Origin of the sequence: Maribacter confluentis (assembly GCF_030505015.1) — a bacterium.
Lineage (GTDB): Bacteria > Bacteroidota > Bacteroidia > Flavobacteriales > Flavobacteriaceae > Maribacter > Maribacter sedimenticola.
The window spans coordinates 12,329-31,436 of sequence record NZ_JAUKUC010000004.1 but is presented as its reverse complement, the minus strand read 5'-3'; the positions used below and the strand labels follow the sequence as shown (position 1 = coordinate 31,436).

The 19,108-nt window shown below is 36.4% G+C and carries 21 protein-coding genes and 2 pseudogenes; 9 read left to right on the top strand and 14 right to left on the bottom strand.

Annotated elements, in window-relative coordinates:
• Positions 1–386, top strand: a pseudogene (locus tag Q2T41_RS19600) (ATP-binding cassette domain-containing protein); the annotation flags it as partial.
• A 48-nt stretch (positions 387–434) separates the two neighbouring features.
• Here the strand turns inward: Q2T41_RS19600 and Q2T41_RS19595 are convergent.
• Positions 435–1,244, bottom strand: a complete 810-nt coding sequence (locus Q2T41_RS19595; RefSeq protein ID WP_367186897.1) for an MBL fold metallo-hydrolase — start codon at positions 1,242–1,244, stop codon at positions 435–437.
• 312 nt (positions 1,245–1,556) lie between these two features.
• Here Q2T41_RS19595 and Q2T41_RS19590 point away from each other — a divergent pair, with 312 nt between their 5' ends.
• A complete protein-coding gene (locus Q2T41_RS19590; RefSeq protein ID WP_304437085.1) occupies positions 1,557–2,444 on the top strand; it encodes a DUF8428 domain-containing protein in 888 nt (295 codons plus the stop codon).
• Positions 2,445–2,512: 68 nt separating this feature from the next.
• Here the strand turns inward: Q2T41_RS19590 and fumC are convergent, their stop codons facing one another.
• Positions 2,513–3,913 (bottom strand): class II fumarate hydratase, encoded by a 1,401-nt coding sequence (gene fumC / locus Q2T41_RS19585; protein WP_304437086.1) that lies wholly within the window; start codon positions 3,911–3,913, stop codon positions 2,513–2,515.
• A 172-nt stretch (positions 3,914–4,085) separates the two neighbouring features.
• Here fumC and Q2T41_RS19580 point away from each other — a divergent pair, with 172 nt between their 5' ends.
• Positions 4,086–4,259 (top strand): hypothetical protein, encoded by a 174-nt coding sequence (locus tag Q2T41_RS19580; RefSeq protein WP_186435509.1) that lies wholly within the window; start codon positions 4,086–4,088, stop codon positions 4,257–4,259.
• Between the two features lie 65 nt (positions 4,260–4,324).
• Here Q2T41_RS19580 and Q2T41_RS19575 read toward each other — a convergent pair whose 3' ends face one another.
• From Q2T41_RS19575 to Q2T41_RS19545, 7 genes are all read right to left on the bottom strand, one after another.
• A complete protein-coding gene (locus tag Q2T41_RS19575) occupies positions 4,325–6,841 on the bottom strand; it encodes a TonB-dependent receptor (RefSeq protein ID WP_144800255.1) in 2,517 nt (838 codons plus the stop codon).
• A 4-nt stretch (positions 6,842–6,845) separates the two neighbouring features.
• On the bottom strand, positions 6,846–7,355 hold the full coding sequence (locus tag Q2T41_RS19570) for a hypothetical protein (RefSeq protein ID WP_179213204.1): 510 nt from the start codon (positions 7,353–7,355) through the stop codon (positions 6,846–6,848).
• A 63-nt stretch (positions 7,356–7,418) separates the two neighbouring features.
• A complete protein-coding gene (gene arsC, locus Q2T41_RS19565; protein ID WP_304437087.1) occupies positions 7,419–7,781 on the bottom strand; it encodes an arsenate reductase (glutaredoxin) in 363 nt (120 codons plus the stop codon).
• Positions 7,782–7,843: 62 nt separating this feature from the next.
• Positions 7,844–8,945, bottom strand: a protein-coding gene (prfB, locus tag Q2T41_RS19560) for a peptide chain release factor 2 (RefSeq protein WP_245838943.1) whose coding sequence is annotated in 2 segments (ribosomal slippage) — positions 7,844–8,878 and positions 8,880–8,945 — 1,101 coding nt in all. Because the reading frame shifts where the segments join, the coding sequence is not laid out codon by codon here.
• 64 nt (positions 8,946–9,009) lie between these two features.
• Positions 9,010–9,864 (bottom strand): transglutaminase-like domain-containing protein, encoded by an 855-nt coding sequence (locus tag Q2T41_RS19555; RefSeq protein ID WP_304437088.1) that lies wholly within the window; start codon positions 9,862–9,864, stop codon positions 9,010–9,012.
• Positions 9,865–9,889: 25 nt separating this feature from the next.
• On the bottom strand, positions 9,890–10,837 hold the full coding sequence (locus Q2T41_RS19550) for an alpha-E domain-containing protein (RefSeq protein ID WP_144800257.1): 948 nt from the start codon (positions 10,835–10,837) through the stop codon (positions 9,890–9,892).
• 7 nt (positions 10,838–10,844) lie between these two features.
• Complete coding sequence (locus Q2T41_RS19545) at positions 10,845–12,308, bottom strand: circularly permuted type 2 ATP-grasp protein (protein WP_304437517.1); 1,464 nt, start codon at positions 12,306–12,308, stop codon at positions 10,845–10,847.
• Positions 12,309–12,503: 195 nt separating this feature from the next.
• On the opposite strand from Q2T41_RS19545, the gene Q2T41_RS19540 reads away from it, so the two are divergent.
• Both Q2T41_RS19540 and Q2T41_RS19535 read left to right on the top strand, forming a co-directional pair.
• Positions 12,504–14,912, top strand: coding sequence for a zinc-dependent metalloprotease (locus Q2T41_RS19540; protein ID WP_304437089.1), 2,409 nt, complete (start codon positions 12,504–12,506; stop codon positions 14,910–14,912).
• 18 nt (positions 14,913–14,930) lie between these two features.
• Positions 14,931–15,952, top strand: a pseudogene (locus Q2T41_RS19535) (threonine aldolase family protein).
• 13 nt (positions 15,953–15,965) lie between these two features.
• Here Q2T41_RS19535 and Q2T41_RS19530 read toward each other — a convergent pair.
• Together Q2T41_RS19530 and Q2T41_RS20900 are read right to left on the bottom strand one after the other, a co-directional pair.
• A complete protein-coding gene (locus tag Q2T41_RS19530; protein ID WP_304437516.1) occupies positions 15,966–16,172 on the bottom strand; it encodes a YegP family protein in 207 nt (68 codons plus the stop codon).
• A 327-nt stretch (positions 16,173–16,499) separates the two neighbouring features.
• Complete coding sequence (locus Q2T41_RS20900; RefSeq protein WP_367186931.1) at positions 16,500–16,625, bottom strand: hypothetical protein; 126 nt, start codon at positions 16,623–16,625, stop codon at positions 16,500–16,502.
• Positions 16,626–16,654: 29 nt separating this feature from the next.
• Between Q2T41_RS20900 and Q2T41_RS20895 the strand changes: the two genes are divergently transcribed.
• The 4 genes from Q2T41_RS20895 (at position 16,655) to Q2T41_RS20880 (ending at position 17,697) form a co-directional block, all read left to right on the top strand.
• Entirely contained in the window at positions 16,655–16,798 is a 144-nt protein-coding gene (locus tag Q2T41_RS20895; protein ID WP_367186930.1) for a hypothetical protein, read from the top strand.
• Positions 16,795–17,052 carry a hypothetical protein gene (locus Q2T41_RS20890; RefSeq protein ID WP_367186929.1) on the top strand — a complete coding sequence of 86 codons (258 nt, stop codon included), beginning with the start codon at positions 16,795–16,797 and terminating at the stop codon, positions 17,050–17,052. Before Q2T41_RS20895 ends, Q2T41_RS20890 begins: the two co-directional genes overlap by 4 nt.
• 79 nt (positions 17,053–17,131) lie before the next feature.
• A complete protein-coding gene (locus Q2T41_RS20885) occupies positions 17,132–17,497 on the top strand; it encodes a polysaccharide biosynthesis protein (protein WP_367186928.1) in 366 nt (121 codons plus the stop codon).
• Positions 17,498–17,547: 50 nt separating this feature from the next.
• A complete protein-coding gene (locus Q2T41_RS20880; RefSeq protein ID WP_367186927.1) occupies positions 17,548–17,697 on the top strand; it encodes a hypothetical protein in 150 nt (49 codons plus the stop codon).
• Between the two features lie 309 nt (positions 17,698–18,006).
• Here the strand turns inward: Q2T41_RS20880 and Q2T41_RS20870 are convergent, their stop codons facing one another.
• From Q2T41_RS20870 to Q2T41_RS20860, 3 genes are read right to left on the bottom strand one after another with little or no spacing between them, the layout of a single operon-like run.
• A complete protein-coding gene (locus Q2T41_RS20870; RefSeq protein WP_367186926.1) occupies positions 18,007–18,387 on the bottom strand; it encodes an AI-2E family transporter in 381 nt (126 codons plus the stop codon).
• Positions 18,360–18,566, bottom strand: a complete 207-nt coding sequence (locus tag Q2T41_RS20865) for a hypothetical protein (protein WP_367186925.1) — start codon at positions 18,564–18,566, stop codon at positions 18,360–18,362. Before Q2T41_RS20865 ends, Q2T41_RS20870 begins: the two co-directional genes overlap by 28 nt.
• Positions 18,542–18,859 (bottom strand): hypothetical protein, encoded by a 318-nt coding sequence (locus tag Q2T41_RS20860; RefSeq protein ID WP_367186924.1) that lies wholly within the window; start codon positions 18,857–18,859, stop codon positions 18,542–18,544. The genes Q2T41_RS20865 and Q2T41_RS20860 overlap by 25 nt, the downstream gene beginning before the upstream one ends.
• Positions 18,860–19,108: the final 249 nt, after the last annotated feature.

The window sequence follows — 19,108 nt, the reverse complement described above, 5'->3', positions numbered from 1 at the left end:
TATTTAAGTAGGTTCAATTTCTCTGGAAGTGACAAAATAAAAAGGTTAGTATGTTATCCGGTGGTGAGCGTAACCGCTTACACTTGGCCATGACACTCAAGGAAGAAGGCAACGTGCTATTATTGGATGAGCCTACCAACGACTTGGATGTAAATACGCTTCGTGCCTTAGAAGAAGGTTTGGAGAATTTTGCAGGATGTGCTGTAGTTATTTCGCACGATAGATGGTTCTTAGATCGTATCTGTACACATATTTTGGCTTTTGAAGGTAATTCCCAAGTTTACTTTTTTGAGGGCTCTTTTTCAGATTATGAAGAGAACAAGAAAAAACGACTTGGAGGGGATTTAATGCCAAAGCGAATCAAATACAAAAAACTTATTAGATAACAAAAAGCCCGCAATTGCGGGCTTTTTGGTTTTTAGAATGTCGTTTTTCTAATATTCCTCGTTAGGGTACCAATCCAATTGTACAACTTCAATATCTTGATTGGCTGCATTTACCAAATTTTTAAATTTTTCTACATCACTAACGTCCGGTCTACCTCTATAATGGTAAGGATAGACTTGTTTTGGTTTGAAATCCAATACTGCAGCGGCGGCACTTTCCTCGGTCATGGTGTAAGGTAGGTTCATGCAGATAAAGGCCTTGTCAATATTTTTTAATGAGCGCATTTCAGGAATATCCTCTGTATCACCAGAGAAATAGATACGTTGATCATCCAATGTAAGCACATATCCATTTCCACGTCCCTTTACATGAAAGTTTTTGGCCTCTTCCCTTAAATTGTACATTGGTATAGCTTCTATACCTACTTGGTAAAGCTCTTTATTTTCCCCATTGTTCAATATTTCCAATTGCTGGGCATATTGCTCTGGCATATCATCCGCTACGGCTTGAGGCACTACAAAGGTTGCGGAAGAAGTATCTAGGGCTTCCAATGTTTCTAAATTAAAATGGTCGCCATGAATATCTGTAACTAAAATTATATCTGGTTTCTTTTGCCCTTCAAAAGCAGCGGCACCACCTGTTGGGTCAATATAAATTGTAGTTTCTCCCCATTCAATAACCGCTGTAGCATGTTCAATAGGAATTATTTGCACATTCCTTTCTATTGTACCTGTAGATTGTGACACATCTTCCTCAATAGTATCTGAACTGGTATTGGGCTGTTTTTTATCTTCCTTACATCCTATTATAAGGATGGAGGCCAATACCATTAAAAGTAAATTTTTAGTTATCATCATATAGTATTTAAATTGTTATTTGCATTTCCGGTCTGTAATATATTGCTGTTATAAAATTCAGTTTTGTATGATTAAAGTATGTCTCTTATTGTAGGGAACCCTCTTTAAAATCGTAAAATTATGAACATTTTTTAATGGTAATGCTACTATTGTTAACACAGTAGATATTTATTTGTTAAATTAGCTCTAAGATAGACGATTCATTAGGGTTTGAGGATTTTATCCCAAATTAATTTAACGTTTAAAAAGTCTAAATTTTAAAACCACTCGTATATAACCTTAACAAACAGACACTTTATTAAATTTACAATTATGACCGAAACAAAAAATAACAATGGTTTAAAAGTTTTAACCGCCCTTTTAGGCGTTGTGCTTTTAGGAACTATCATTTACACAGTTAGTCTTTATCAAGATAAGAAAAAGACAGAAGTTGTTCTTTCTAAAGAAAAGGAATTGGTAGTCGAAGATTTAAATAGCTTAAAATCTGAATATGACAAAGCTATATTGGAAAGCAATGCTACTAATGAGGAGTTGGTAAGTGCAAGGGACAATATTGCAAAATATATTGACTCTGTTAAAACGATGAAGGCTGATATTAGTTCCTTGTCAAGATATAGAAGACAAGTAAGTGTATTGAAAGCGGAGAGAGAGCAATTATTAAAGCAGGTTGATTCTTTAACAAGATCTAACTCAATGATCGCAATGCAAAGAGATAGTACTTATGTAGAGTTGGAAAAACAAACTGTTTTCAATGATTCATTAGTAGTACAGAATACCAACTTGGCCCAAGTTGTTGAAAAAGGTTCTGCTTTGAACTTATCTAAATTTAATGTAGATGCAGTTAAGGAAAGAAATAGCGGTAAATTGGTCTCAACCCAACGTGCAAGGGCTACGGATAAATTTAAAATCTGTTTTACTGTTGCCGATAATATTATTGCACAAGCTGGTGATAGAACATTTTATTTAGAAGTGTTGGATCCACAGGGCAATGTTTTAGGTGGTAGTAATTCCCAGACTAATGATAATGGTGCTTCCGTTACGTATAGCAAACAGACCAATTTTTATTTTGAAAACAAATCTTTGGATGTGTGTGATTACATTAATAAGCCTGCCGGAGATTTTAAGGATGGTAATTATATGGTGAACGTATATGATGACCAATTGAAATTATTGGGAACTTCTAAATTTGTTTTAAAATAAAATTTCTTCAAAAAAATAAAAAAGGCGACCAATTTGGTCGCCTTTTTGTATTTAAGAGGGTGTTCTGCTTATTTCTTTAAACTGCCCACCATATTTTCCGGTTTAACCCAGTTATCATAATCCTCTGCACTTACATAGCCCAGATTTACTGCTTCCTCTTTTAATGTAGTCCCGTTTTTATGGGCAGTGTTTGCAATTTCTGCAGCTTTATAATATCCAATCTTGGTATTTAATGCAGTTACCAACATTAACGAATTGTTCAATAATTGTTTTATAACTTCATGATTGGGCTCTATACCGGCCGCACAGTGTTCCTCAAAACTTACACAAGCATCACCGATCAATTGTGCAGATTGTAAAATGTTTGCCGCCATCATAGGCTTAAATACATTTAACTCATAATGTCCTTGGGTTCCGCCAACACTAATTGCCACATCATTACCCATTACCTGAGCACACACCATTGTCAAAGCTTCACACTGTGTAGGATTCACTTTTCCCGGCATTATAGAACTGCCAGGTTCGTTGGCGGGAATTATAATTTCACCAATTCCAGAACGGGGACCTGAGGCCATCATCCTTATATCGTTCGCTATTTTGTTCAAGGATACGGCAAGCTGTTTTAAAGCACCATGGCTTTCAACTATGGCATCATGGGCGGCTAGTGCCTCAAACTTATTTTCTGCGGTAATAAATGGCATTCCCGTAAATTCGGCAATGTATTTGGCTACAAGAACATCATATCCTTCCGGTGTATTGAGTCCGGTACCAACAGCAGTGCCTCCAAGAGCCAGCTCACTTAAATGGGATAAGGTGTTTTTTAAAGCTTTTAAGCCATGGTCCAATTGAGATACATAACCTGAAAATTCTTGGCCAAGGGTTAGGGGAGTTGCATCCATTAAATGGGTTCGCCCAATCTTGACCACATCCTTAAATTCTTTGGACTTCTTCTGTAAGGTATCCCTTAATTGAGTTACTCCTGGTATGGTAACCTCCACAATTTTTTTATAGGCTGCAATATGCATACCGGTAGGGAAGGTATCATTAGAGGACTGCGATTTGTTGACATCATCATTAGGTTGGATAGTCTTATCGCCTTCTCCAATGACTTTACCGGCAATTTCATGGGCCCTATTGGCAATAACTTCATTGACGTTCATATTACTTTGTGTTCCAGAACCTGTTTGCCAAATAACCAAAGGAAACTGGTCATCATGTTTACCTTTTAAAATTTCATCGCAGACTTGTGCGATTAAATCTCTTTTTTCGACCGCTAGGACGCCAAGTTCACAATTGGCATATGCTGCGGATTTTTTTAAATAGGCAAAGCCATAAACTATATCTAACGGCATAGATGCAGTAGGGCCTATTTTAAAATTATTTCGTGAACGCTCTGTCTGTGCGCCCCAATATTTATCCTTAGGTACCTCTACGTTACCCATGGTATCTTTCTCGATTCTAAACTCCATGATATTTATATTTTATTGAATCTTAGGTTAATTTGATTAATTGACTTCAAAAATAAGGTATACATTTATTTTAATGGTGACAAGATTGTTAGTAATACTGAAATTTATTTCGCTTAACGTTTGCAAAAAATAATTCGATTATGGTATCTTTGTAAAATATAAGGAATAAGATATGTTTGAATTTGACCAATATTTAGGATTTTTAGCTTTTTTAACCATATTGACCATTGGTTTTTGGCTGATGATGTTTTTGTTATTATTTGTTGTCCCTTACTGGTTAGGTGGAAACATTATTGAATTGCTAAAAGAAAGACGCGATAAAAAGAAGGCTGCAAGAGAGGCTTAGAGATACAATATATTAAAACAAAAAAAGAAGCCAATTGGCTTCTTTTTTTATATCTATAAATTTTATTAACCTTCAATTTCTTCTTCGCCACCTTCACCGGGACCATTGCCTCGCCCGTTTCTATTCCTTTCTTTAGGTTGATTAAATCGATATACAAACCCTAAGGTAATTTGTCTTCTTCTCCATTGAAATTCACTCTCAGAAGTAAAGAACTCGGTTTCTGTAAAAGACCTTCTTTTTCTTGAGTTCAATAAATCGCTTACATTCATAGATATGGTTCCGTTATCATCTAAAATGTCCTTACTAAAAGCTAGGTTCAAAGAAAATATACCCTTGCTTTCTGTCTGAGCATTTTGTGACGGACCTCTATAAAAAGCATTTGTTTGCCAATCTATTTTAGATGGTAAAGATACTTTTGAGCTAAATCTGGCAAACCAACTTGTATTGTTGGCACCATAATCAATACCATTGAACATACCTTCTGTAGAAAATTGAAAGAAGTTAAAGCTAGAGTTTAAGCGTAACCACTTAGTGGGGTTATACATCATACCTGCCTCAAGACCTATTCTGTCATTTGTAGAAAGGTTTATAGGAATGGACCTAATGATTTCTATACCATCTGTAGTAGTTTGTCCCGTTTCTTCCTGTACTCTCTCAAATGAGTCGGTTTCTCTTTGGTAATAAATAGATGAGGTCAATGTTAGCTTATCCCATCGTTTTAGATAGCCTAGGTCAAAAGCGTTGGAAAATGCTGGATTTAAATCTGGGTTACCTTGAAAAATATTGGTTCTACTTGAACGCGAAGGAAAAGGATTTACAAACCAACCTCTAGGCCTATTTATCCTTCTATTATAACCCAACGAAATATTTTCATTTTCGGCAATTTCTAGAATAAAGTTCAGGGTAGGGAACAGGCCTAAATAATTTTTATCGAAATTAACATCTACATCAACACCTAATTGCTCTTCCAATTCTGTAGTGTCAAATTCAGAATCCAATTGACCTTTTAGCTGGGTATTCTCTAAACGCAAGCCTAAAAGAAATGAAAACTTTCCAAATTTATTACCGTATTGTGTATACAGGGCATTTACGTTTTCTGTATAGGTGAACATGTTGGTTAAATTTTCATTGATATCAAATTGATTGGTAGATTGATTTAGGGAATCTAATCTATAATCCGTTACATCTTCTTCAAACGTGCCCCTATATCCGACCTCAAATTGGGAATCACCCATTGGCAATACATAATCCGCTTGTACCAAATATTCGTTTTCAGATTCAATCTCATATACATTTTCAAGTACTAGCAAATTTTGGTTAGGTACCGTGTTGTTTTCTTCTATAATAGAAAATTTAGTTTCTTCACCTTTGGAGTATTGAAGGTCTACCGTTAATTTTTGACCATCATCATCTAAGTTATTCACATAATTAAGTGAGAATTGGTAGTTTTCATCATCTTCAGTTTCATCCTCCGTCCTAAAAGTTTCACTGCTTATTGCACTATCAATAAATCGTTGATTGGTATTTTCCGTACTATCCTCACTGTCTGATGTTCTATAAAAAACACTACCGGTAATAGAGGATTCTTCGGTTATAAAATATTCAAGACCAAGGTTGGTATTAAAGCCTTTACGCATTCTATTATATTCCCTATCCTCTATAATTCTATCAAAACTACCTGACGTATAGGTGTTGTCAAAAAATGCATTTCCAGGGGCATCTCTATAGCTATAACCTGTAGTATTGAAAATATTAAATTTATCTGTACGTAAATTGGCATTCACGGTTATACCACTATTAACAGGGTATCCAATGGTCGTATTTACCGAGCCGTTGAAGCCTAAAGTTTTTTCTTTTTTAAGAATTATGTTCAAAATACCGGCTGTTCCTTCGGCATCATACCGGGCAGACGGACTGGTAATTACTTCAACTTTTTCTATAGCGTCCGCAGGTAGTTGAGTAAGGGCATCTGTAGAACCAAAGCCTGCCAATGCAGATGGTTTACCATTTATCAAGATACGTACATTTTCGTTACCCCTTAGGCTAATGGCGCCTTCTACATCTACATCTACAGAAGGTACATTGTTAAGGGCGTCCGTAATCGTAGCACCACTATTGGTAAGGTCTTTACCTATATTGTATATTTTTTTATCCAAACGAACCTCTACCGTCGTTTTCTCACCTACCACTTCTACGGCATCTAACTGAGCAACGTCCAAGGCAAGTCTTATGGTGCCAAGATCTGTAGATGCTGTCAAGGTTTGGTTGGGTAACCTGTATGTCTTATATGAAATATATTCTATGGAAATATTGTATTTGCCAGGCTTGGCCTCTACATTAAAATTACCGTCCAAATCGGTTATTCCACCCGAAATTTGATCAGGGTTTTCCACACTTTGCAATACAAGGGTGGCATACTCCAAGGGAATGTCGTTTTCCTTGTCCAGTACTTTTCCTGTAATTTTAATGGGTGTAGCGTCTCGTGGCCCCTGTCCATTGCCTCTTCCCCTTTCTCCTTGAGGTGTTTGGCTAAATATTGGTTGTAAAGCTAAAATTAGGAGTAAGGGAAAAAGTTTTTTCATCAAATTAATTTTTAGGTTTCTTTCGTTTAGTTTTTTTCTTTTTTTTCTTCAGTGTTTTTGATACACCATCTTTTTGTAAAGCAACAAAGGCTTCGTACTTTTCTAACGGTAGTCCAGCCTTTAATTCCTCGTCCTGTCTTTTTGTAATATTATCATAAACTTCCCTCATTTTTTCTGGAGGAAGCTTTAATATTTGAGCTTCTATTCGTTCTTGTACATATTTTTTAAGTACCGAACTTAAAACTGCCTGCTCAAATTCATTTAATCCAAGAGCTTCTGTAATTCTAGGCATTTCACCATCTACCAATTCCTCTGCAGTTTTGGGCTCTGGTTCTTTTTGGGTCTCCTGAGCTTGCGGTATGGAACTTCTTTGTCTGCCATAACCATAACCACCCCTAGAGCCGTAACCATAACCGCTACCATATCCGTATTGGGCATATAGCTCGCTACCTGCAAATAGAACCGACAGTAAGATCAAGAACTTAAGACTACTGAATTTTGCTACTTTTTTCATGTGCTTTGATTATAATTTTTCAATTAGGTTTAACCGTGTTTGGTTAATTATTTGTTAAGATATTTACGGTCTATTTAAACCTCCATTAATTAGATTGGATATATTTTCTGGTGGTCTACCAATAACGGCACTATTGTTCTTAATAACGATTGGCCTTTCTATTAGTTTAGGATAGGATATCATTGCATCTATTATTTCTTCATCGCTCAATGGTCTATTTTTAAATTTTTCCTTCCAAATTGACTCTGACTTCCTCACCAAATTTATAGGTTTAATGTCCAGGCAGCTGATTACTTCTTTAAGTTCCTTCTTCGTTGGGACATCATCCAGATATCTAATTACTTCAAATTTCTTGCCAGAATTTTCTAAAATTTCAAGGCCTTCCCTAGATTTTCTACATCTGGGATTATGGTAGATCTTAATCATGGTATTTTTACTATATATACTTAATTTACAATATAGGAAAACATCAGTAAACCTTAAAAGTGTTACTCTTCCTCTTTTTGGCCCATCATCATTAAAAAGGCTTTTAAGAACCTATCTATATCACCATCCATTACGGCGTCAATATTTCCGGTTTCTTCCCCGGTACGCACATCTTTTACCAGTTTATAAGGGTGCATGACATAATTTCTAATTTGCGAACCCCATTCAATCTTCATTTTAGACGATTCTATTTCTTGCCTGGCTTCCATTTTTTTACGCAATTCTATTTCATATAATTGCGATTTGAGCATCTTCATTGCCGTAGCCCTGTTGTCATGCTGGCTTCTACTGTCTGAACATGAAATCTGAATTCCCGTTGGGTGGTGGGTTAGCTGTACTTTGGTTTCCACTTTGTTTACGTTTTGACCACCTGCACCACTGGATCTTGCGGTAGTAATCGTAATATCCGCTGGGTTGACATCCACCTCAATGCTATCATCTACCAAAGGGTATACATATACGGATACAAAAGAAGTATGCCGTTTTGCGTTACTATCAAAAGGGGAAATACGCACCAATCTATGTACACCGTTTTCTCCTTTAAGCCAACCAAAGCCGAATTCTCCATCTATCTCCAACGTTACGGTCTTTATACCGGCTACATCTCCTTCTTGATAATTGAGCTCCTTGATCTTAAATCCATTTTTTTCTGCCCACATCATATACATACGCATGAGCATTGCCGCCCAGTCACAACTTTCGGTACCACCGGCACCTGCGGTTATTTGTAGGACTGCAGGCAATTCATCACCTTCTTCAGATAACATATTCTTGAATTCCATTTTTTCAAGAACATTAAGGGCTTTTTCATATTGATCAGCTACCTCATCTTCAGAAACCTCGCCTTCTTGATGAAATTCTATCAATACCTCCAATTCTGCAATAATGGCTTCTGCTGCATTGTAATCATCTACCCATTGCTTTTTGGATTGGATATATTTCATATGTGCCTGGGCCTCCTGTGGATTGTTCCAGAAATCTGGGGCCAAGGTCTTTTCCTGTTCATTCTCTATTTCTATTAATTTGGCATCAATGTCAAAGATACCTCCTTAACGCACCAAGGCGATCTATAAGACCTTTGTAGTGGTCTGTAGTAATGTTCATAAATTTAAATTTTAGGTAAAAGTAAGACTCTTTTATATACTTTGGGAAGTAATTTTTACAATACCTATTGTTGACTTTGAACGGTTACCGTATGCGAAGTCTGGTTTCTTCCTTGTGAATATACTACACCTTTTAATGGGGCGCAATCATTATAATCCTTGCCGTGACAGACTTTAATATGATTAATGTTCGCCAAAATATTATTGGTAGGGTCAAAACCTTTCCAGCCAATTTCAGGAATATATGCTTCTGCCCAAGCATGCATCTGAGAATCGCCAAAAAAACCGCTTCCCTGGTTTAAGTAACCTGATACGTACCGGGTAGGAACCCCGTTTTTTCTGGCCAATGCACAGAACAAATGCGTAAAATCTTGACAAACACCTTGTTTTATTGACACAATTTCCGTCAGCAAAGTGTCAACATCTGTTACACCAGTTTTAAACTGTATAAATTTAAAGGTCCAGTCGTTAAGGGCTTGAAGATTGTCAAAAATAGATGTTTTGGGGTCAAAGATAAACATGGTTTCATGTGCTTTCTCCAATTGGGTAAATTGAGTGGCTTTCAAAAAACGTTCAAAACTTATTTTAAAATCAAGTTTTTCAAGCATTTTGTAACCTTTTAAAATATCCAGATCTAATGGAAAGTTAAATGGATTTTCTTCTTTCTTGAAAAATTCAAAATTGGCTTTGAAGGATATGTTGTCAAACTTCTTTTTAGGGTGTATTCTTATGGTTTTAAAACCATAGCCATTGGTAGAATACTCAATATTTGCGTAAAGTGAATTATAAAATTCTATTTCAACACCAAATTGACTTTGGTTTTCCATGGGTATAATAAGGAATTGCCAATATGCATCATATACCCAATGGTCATAATGATTTTCTGCGGTATAGGTAATTTCATATTTGTTCGGCATCATGGCAAAGGTACTTGTTTTGTGCTGTTTAATAATTAAAAAACTCTGCATCTACCTTATTACTGATCTTATCCAAACTGTTCAGAATATTTTCAATAAAGGATTTTATATCATTCTCAATTTCTTCGATATATTTAAACTCATATTCTGACCTGACCCTACCAATTAAAAATGCTGTAGAATCCTTGTTATATCGTTTTTCAGGGTTCAATACCTTTACATGTTCATTTACTTGATTAAGCGCGTTCATTACCGATCTAGGACAATTAGGATTTAAAATCAAAAATTCTAACGTTGAAATGCTTGTTGGTGCTTTTTTGTAATACCTACGCATCATATCATATGACTCTGCGCATTTTAATAAAGTGGTCCATTCAAAACTCTTGCTGAATTTATCGCCATAACTGCCTTGTGCCATTAGGGCATCGTTATATTTTGCATTTATCATACGAGTAATCTGGGTGGCTCTTTCAATATTCACCCCCATTAAAATAGTAGCATAGGTGGCATCATGTAATAAAGTTCCCCTTATTTTACCTCTTAGTACCGCAGTCATCTCCGTAATATTATTGGTGAAGTCATGCAGGCCATTTTTAACATAAACCTCTGCAGGGTAATTTATTACAAAATGGTAAAACTTATTTATGGCTTCGTAGAGTTCCGTTGATATTAAATCGCGAGCGCTATTTGCATTTTCCCTTGCGTATTTTACATTGTTCAGAATTGAAAAACTGTAATTGGGATCAAGACCTATTTTATACAAAATATCGGCTTCATTTAAAATTTGATCTTCATCGTTTACTGGGTTGCCAACCATAAACATCATGGAACGGAGTACAAATTGTCTATTTTGCGATTTTTGGTTGGGTGCATCCAAGGAAGAAAAATAGTTTACGTTTAAATACCGTGCTATGTGTTCCGATCGTTCTATATAACGACCCATCCAAAAAAGGTTATTGGCTACTCTTGCTAACATATAGTTTTTATTTTTTTAGAACCCATGTGTCCTTTGATCCTCCACCTTGAGAGGAGTTTACGATTAAATTCCCCCTTTTTAGCGCTACACGTGTTAACCCTCCTTTTAATACAAATTCCTTGTCCTTACCTAAAACCGTAAATGTTCTTAGGTCCACATGTCTTTGTTCAAAAGATTCTGTTTCATCTATATAGGTAGGGTGTACCGATAATGACATGATGGGCTGCGCCACGTATTTGCGAGGATTATCCTTAATGACCTTCCTTACTTCCGCTATTTCGTCCGTGGTCAGTCTATTTCCAATGGAAATGCCATAACCGCCCGCTTCGTCCACAGGTTTAATGACCAGTTCCTGTATGTTCTCTAGCACATATTTCAATTCATCTGGCCTACTACAATGGTAGGTATGTACATTATTTAAAATAGGTTCCTCGTTTAAATAATATTTTATAATCTGTGGCATGTAGGTGTAAACCGCTTTATCATCTGCTACCCCGGTACCCGGTGCATTAGCTAAGGTTACATTTCCTTTTTTGTATGCGGCGAACAAACCGGGTACCCCTAAGGAAGAATCCGGTTTAAATTCCAACGGGTCAATGAATTGATCATCAATTCTTCTATAGATTACATCTACCTTTTCCGGACCTTTAATGGTCTTCATATAGACAAAATCGTTCTCCACAAAAAGATCCCTACCTTCAACAAGTTCAACGCCCATAGTCTTGGCCAAATATGAATGTTCGTAAAAGGCAGAATTGTACATTCCCGGAGTTATTACTACACAATTGGGTACGTCAACACCATTTGGTTTTACAGTTTCCAAAAGCTCCAATAGATTTTCTGCATAATTGGTTACCGCATGGGTCTTATAATGGTTAAATACCCCAAACAAGGCTTTTTTAAGTGCTGTTCTATTACATATGACATAGCTTACACCAGATGGGCATCTAATATTATCTTCCAAAACATAATATTGACCGTCTTTATGTTTAATGATATCCGTTCCGGAAATATGGTTGTAAATACCACCGGGGGGATCGATCCCGTTCATTTGATCCAGATAATTTGCGGATGAAGTAATCAGGTCCAAAGGAACAATTTTATCCTTTAAAATTTTTTTGTCGTGATAAATGTCCCATAAAAATAAATTTAAGGCTTTACTTCTTTGTATAGAGCCCTGTTCTATGATTTCCCATTCATTGGCATCTATAATGCGCGGAAACAAATCAAAAGGAAAAATTTTTTCCTGTACGGTCTTGTCATCGTACACTTGAAAGGTAATTCCTTGATTAAAGAAAGAGGATTTTGCCTTTGAGTTCAGATTTATATAATCGTTTATGGAATGTTCTCCATAAAGATTGAATAATTTTTGATATACCTCAGAAATTTTGCCTTCCCTATTATATAATTCATCATATAAATCGGGGTTTCTAAGGTATGATGCAAATATTTGACTCTCAATGTTTGCCATAGAAGTTGTTTTCCTAAAAGGTACATGATATTGTATGATTTATAGGTGTGATATTTGTATTAATTGGTATGTTGAAATTTATATTTAATAATAATTAGGCACATTATTTATCAAGCCTATTTTTTCATATTTTGATATAAGGTTGTCTTTAGTATTCCTTACTTTTTCTATACTTTTAGAAAAAACTATACGACCATGAAAAAAAATTACCTGCCACTATTCATATTGTTATTGGTAACAACCAATGTAATGTTGGGCCAGTTCAGCGATAAAAAAAATGACCTGAAAAAGTATGATGGCTTTTTTGATTTTTTCTATGAAGAAAAAACAGATAAAATATTTTTGGAGGTAAAGGAATTGAACAAGGAATTTTTGTATGTCTATTCCTTAAGTAGTGGTATAGGAAGTAATGATATAGGTTTGGATCGCGGCCAATTGGGCGACGAGCAGGTTGTTTATTTTAAAAAGGCAGGTGGTAAATTGCTTTTGGTGCAGCCAAATTTAAAATTCAGGGCCAATACGGAAAATGAATTGGAACGTATCTCGGTGGAACAGGCGTTTGCAAAATCTATTCTTTATGGTTTTCCTATAGTGGAAGATAAAAATGGCACCTATATCATAGATATTACCGATTTTCTAATGCAGGATGCACATGGCGTTGCCAATCGTTTAAAGCGAACTAAGCAGGGCGCTTATAGTTTGGACAAGTCAAAGAGCGCCATGGCTATGGAACGGACAAAAGCTTTTCCGCAAAACGTAGAATTTGATGTAACACTTACTTTTAAAGGTGAGCCTGCCGGAAGTTATATTAGAAGTGTGGCCCCCAATGCCAATTTGATAACCGTTGCCGAGCATCATTCTTTTATAGCCTTGCCGGATGATGGTTATGAACCACGGGAGTTTGATCCGCGTTCCGGAGCATCACCTTTTAGTTATTATGATTATGCTACACCGGTAGAATCGTCAATCTTAAAAAGATTCATTAGAAGACATAGGCTTGAAAAGAAAGATCCTACTGCCAAATTGAGCGAAGCCGTAGAACCAATAATATATTATTTGGACAACGGTACCCCAGAACCGGTACGTACGGCCCTTTTGGAAGGGGGTAGATGGTGGAATCAAGCATTTGAAGCCATTGGTTACAAAGATGCATTTCAGGTCAAGATCTTACCAGATGATGCAGATCCATTGGATGTACGCTACAACGTTATACAATGGGTGCATAGGTCAACCAGAGGTTGGAGCTATGGTAGCAGTATAACGGATCCACGTACAGGTGAAATAATGAAAGGCCACGTAAGCCTAGGTAGTTTGCGCATAAGGCAGGATTTTTTAATTGCACAGGCCTTAATGAAACAACCTTTTGCAGAACGGGACGATAATTATGAACCAATGTTACAAATGGCCATAGCACGTATTAGACAATTATCTGCCCATGAAATTGGCCACACCCTTGGTTTTGCGCATAATTATGCTGCCAGTACCACCAATAAAGCTTCGGTGATGGACTATCCCCACCCGCAATTTACATTACAAAATGGTGAAGTGGAATTTTCAAATGCCTATGAAAATGGTATTGGAGAATGGGACAAGGTTTCCGTTGCGTATTCATATGAAACCTTTCCTGAAGGTGTAAACGAAAAAGAAGAATTGGATAAAATTTTGGACCAAGCTACAGCTAACGGCCTACGCTTTATAACCGATCAAGATGCAAGGCCCCAAGGTAGCGCACATGTTCTTGCACACTTATGGGACAACGGTACCAATGTAAGTAAGGAACTGGATGAAATGCTAAAAATTAGGAAAACGGCAATTAATAATTTTTCGGAGAACAATATTAGAACTGGGGAGGCCTTTGCTGTATTAGAAGATGTTTTTGTGCCCCTTTATTTCTTTCATAGATACCAAACAGAGGCTGTAGCAAAGCTTATTGGAGGGTTGGAATATAATTATGCGGTTAAAGGAGATGGCCAGAACATTGTTGAAATTGCGGATAAAGACATGCAGAAAGATGCGCTGACCAGTATTCTAAATACCGTTAATGCGGAGGTTATCGCTATTCCGAAGGATAAGTTGAAATTGTTTCCACCTCGTGCCTTTGGACATCCTAGAACACGGGAATCTATTAACGGGAAGACAGGACTTACATTTGATGCCCTTTCCGCTGTGGAAACTGCTGCAGATATGACCTTGGGCTTTTTATTGCATCCGGAAAGAGCTTCAAGACTGATCCAGCAAAAATCCATCGACCAAAAAAATATTGGATTACAGGAGGTACTTGACGAATTGGTAGCGAATACATTAATGAAAAAGCATAAGGACACCTATTTGAACGAGGCGCAGGTAACTATTAATTTTAGGGTCCTAACACATATCATGAATTTGGCAAACCACCCCAATGTGGCTCCACAGGTAAATGCGATTACAAATGCGCAGTTAAGAAAGATATCACAGAATTTTGCACCTGAACAACATATGGACCCTATTAAAGGGGAGATGGTAAAAAGAATTAAAGATTTTTATGACCATCCAGAATTGTTCAAAGTAATTCCTTCACCTGCAATACCAGATGGTTCTCCAATTGGCATGGACTGTTTCCACTAAATTTAGCAACAAATATTTATGCAGATAAATCTTATTAGTGACACCGTAACGAAGCCCACGGCGGGCATGTTAGATGCCATGATGTCGGCAACGGTAGGTGATGACGTATTTAAGGAAGACCCTACCGTAAATGCCTTGGAAGAAAAAGTAGCACACCTTTTTGGAATGGAGGCTGCCCTCTTTTTTCCTAGTGGTACCATGACCAACCAAACCGCAATAAAATTGCACACACAACCTGCGGAGCAACTTATTTGCGACAAATATGCCCACATCTATAATTATGAAGGTGGAGGGGTAAGTTTTAATAGTGGTGTCTCGTGTAGGTTAATAGATGGCAATAGGGGAACCATGACGGCTGCCCAAGTAGTATCGGCCATTAATCCTCCAGATTTTTATCATAGTCCGTTAACCTCTTTGGTCTGCGTAGAAAATACCGCCAACAAGGGTGGTGGAACTTGTTGGGATTTCAATGAGCTTGAAAAAATTGGTGAAGTATGTAAGCAACATAAGTTGGGCTACCATCTTGACGGAGCACGATTATGGAATGCAATGGTGGAAAAGAAAGAGAACCCTTTGCAGTATGGTCAACTTTTTGATACGGTCAGCGTCTGTTTGAGCAAAGGTTTGGGTTGTCCGGTAGGCTCATTGTTATTGGGCACAAAGGAGCATATGGAGCAAGCAATACGAATACGAAAATTATTTGGGGGTGGTATGCGGCAATCCGGTTTTTTGGCCGCAGCAGCTATATATGCGTTAGACCATCATATAGATCGTCTTGCTGAGGATCACAAAGAGCAAAGGAAATAGGGGAGGTTTTGGTTGCAAGACCATTTATAAAAAAAGTGGAGCCCATTGAAACCAATATAGTCATTTTTGAAATTGATGAATCGTACATGACAAGCATGGACTTTGTGGAAAAATTAAAAGAAAAGGATATTCTAATCATAGGAATGGGTCAGGGTAAGTTGCGTATGGTAACGCATTTGGATTATACCCAGGCTATGCATGAGCAATTGTTATCACAATTAGTTTCTTTTTAATATTTCAAATTTTTTAGTCCACCGTATTTAAACTATTCTTTATGTTTAATATGCCGTTTTCCATGCCTGCTTCAGAGGAATATAGACCGCTGGACCCAATGGTTTCGCCCAAAGAATTCTTTAACTGAACCAAAAATTTGCCATCAGTAGTGGTTTTGCGTTCAAACACTTTTGCTGTTAAATTACGCTTGGTCTTAATCTCCTGCAAAGTTTTATCCAAGTCGTCCTTACTGGAAAAAGGAACACTTTTTAATAGGGTGCGGCCATTGGTAGATTATCATGAGGCACTGGCTTTCAAGATAAGTCTCAAAATTTTACTTTGCCGAATAGATACCATGAGACCAAGTGTATAATTCCAGGAAAGCTTTTTTGAGTATTATGCCGCAAAAAGACCAATACTTGCCATAGGTCCAAAAGGTTGGGAGGTCGGTGCAATAATTACGAACCAATGCTGGATGTATTTTTGAGTATACGGATGAAATGAACTTAAAAATGTACTTTTAAGTTGGTTTGAACAGTATAAAAAAGGGAACTTAAAATATCATCTTCAGGAATAGAAACCTATAGCAGAAGGGAACTGACCGTAAATTATCAGAATTGATCTAATGGGCATTGTACTTAAACAATCATTGAACAATACTATTGTAACTATATTGTTTTGCCATTGGGGCAATCAACACCTTATTTTTGTATACCCGTTTTATGAAGCCTGAAAATTATGGGCTAATACAAGTAATTTTATCAGTTTCTGCTATACTTATGCCCATTTTGGCCTTTGGCGTCCCCAATACCGTAGTTAAATTTTATTCCAGTTTTAAGATCATACCAAACAAGACAGCTTTTTGACCTTTATCTTGTTTTTGCCTTTAGTTTTAATCATACCCATTGCCTTCCTTAGTTTTTTTGCCAACGATTTTATAGGCAATATTTTGGCGAATAAAAACCCCATTGTGCGTAGTTATGTATGGCATATTTTCTTTGTGGGGATGGCCATGGCTTATTTTGAAATATTCTATGCTTGGGCCAGAATAAGAATGAAATCCATATTCGGTAATTTTATGAGGAGATTTTTTGCAGAATCGTCCAAACCGTGTTATTGATTTTATTGTGGTTCAAAGTCATTGATGTATATTTCTTTATCAATGCCCTTGTAGTTCATATCTACTGCGTGCGTTGATCATGAAAGTATATGCATTTTACCTGCGTAAGCCCAAGATTAATTTTACACTTCCCTATAATTGGATAAATATTGTAAAATACAGTGCCTTGATTATATTAGGTGGTTCTACAGCTATTGTGCTATTGGAAGTGGATAAGGTGATGCTGAACAGTTTTCTGGAAATTGATAATGTAGCCTATTATGCAGTTTCTGGTTTTATTGCTTCTACTATAGCGGTACCTTCAAGGGCCATGCATCAAATAACATACCCATTAACTGCAAGCTATATCAACAACAAGGAAAAACCTGCTTTAAAAAACCCTTTACCAGAAAAGTTCGTAACCTTGTTCATTGTGTCTGGGATATTGTTTTTGTTGATTTTTTAAATCTTGATGAACTTTATAAATTACTTCCCAATAATTATGCAAATGGATTTATGATCGTATTTTGGATTGGCTTGGCCAAAGTATATGATGCCCTTTTAGGTAATAATAATTCTATTCTATATATTCTGATTATTACCGTTCAATTTTATTTTTTGGGGTATTACTTACTTTTATGGCTATTCTTTTTAATCTTTGGTTAATACCAAACATTTGGATTAAATGGTGCAGCAATTGCAAGTTTTAGTGCTTTCTTTGTTTACAATACTTTAAAGTTGATCTATGTAAGGTCCAAGTTTAAAATTATCCCTTTTACCCTAGAAACTGTAAAGGTTTTTATACTGTTGGTAGCTATAGGGTGTATATTTTGGTTTGTAGATTTTCCTTTTCACCCAATAGTGAACATAGCGTTAAAAAGCCTATTAATGTTGATGGTATATGTAGGTGTACTTTATAAATTTAGGATTTCTGACGATATATATCATTTTATAAATAAAACTTTAAGGCGTTAACTATAGTTTCTGTTTTGCTTTTTTACTTGAGGTCTGTATACCATATTCCTGTTTGTAAATTTTTACGATAACAAGAAAAAGGCTAATAATGAGCGGTCCAAAAATCAATCCTACAAATCCAAAAATAGGTATCCCGATCAATACTCCTATTAATGTAATTAATGGGTGGGTGCTATCAATTTGTTTTAAGACTACCAATCGAATTAAATTATCGGTCATTCCTACCACCAATATGCCATACAATAAGATGCCCCACGCCTGAAAATCATTGCCGCCGGCCATACTTAAAATAAATACCGGCAATATTCCTACAAAAGTGCCTATAAAGGGAATCATAGAACCTATAGTAACAATCACAAACCAAAACAATGGATTATCCACTCCAAAAATATAAATCCTATTAAGGCAATAATTCCTTGTGCCAGTGCTACTAATGGTATGGCAATAGCATTGGAACGAACGACATTATCTATTTCTTTTCCCAATATGACCAAGGTTTTATTGCTTAAGGGAATATATTCCAATAAAGAATCCTTTAATTTCTTGGGACTTTGAAGCATGTAATAGAGAATAAAAGTAAAATACCCAAAGAAATTAGAATGGTAAAGGTTCCGCTGGCAAACCCTTGTAAATTATCTGTTAACCAACCAGAAGCTTGTTTAGGGTCAATTGCCGATGATAGGTCATAACCGGCATATTTTTCCAATTTAAATATCTGTTCCTTGAACGCTTTTGTAACTTCTTCGGATTTATCAGCCAAATTTCCAATTTCGGCACCTAGCATAAAGGCTGCACCGGTCAATGGAATAAAAATTCCTAATAGTGAGGCAATAATCAATAATGTGGCCGCCACGTTCTTTTCATGCCCTTGTTCAATAATTTAATCATCCATTTTCTTAAGATGACATAAAGGGTTAACGCACCCAGTACACCGGAAATGTAAGGTAACATATAGGTGATGATCAATCCCCAAGAAAAAGTATAAGCGCAAGTATGATTATCTGCCTTATGAGCTTATGGTTAATTTTCTTCATGGAATTTTAATCTTTACTGTTGGATTGATTGTGGTAAAGGTGACTGATTATTTTAGTATAATTTAACT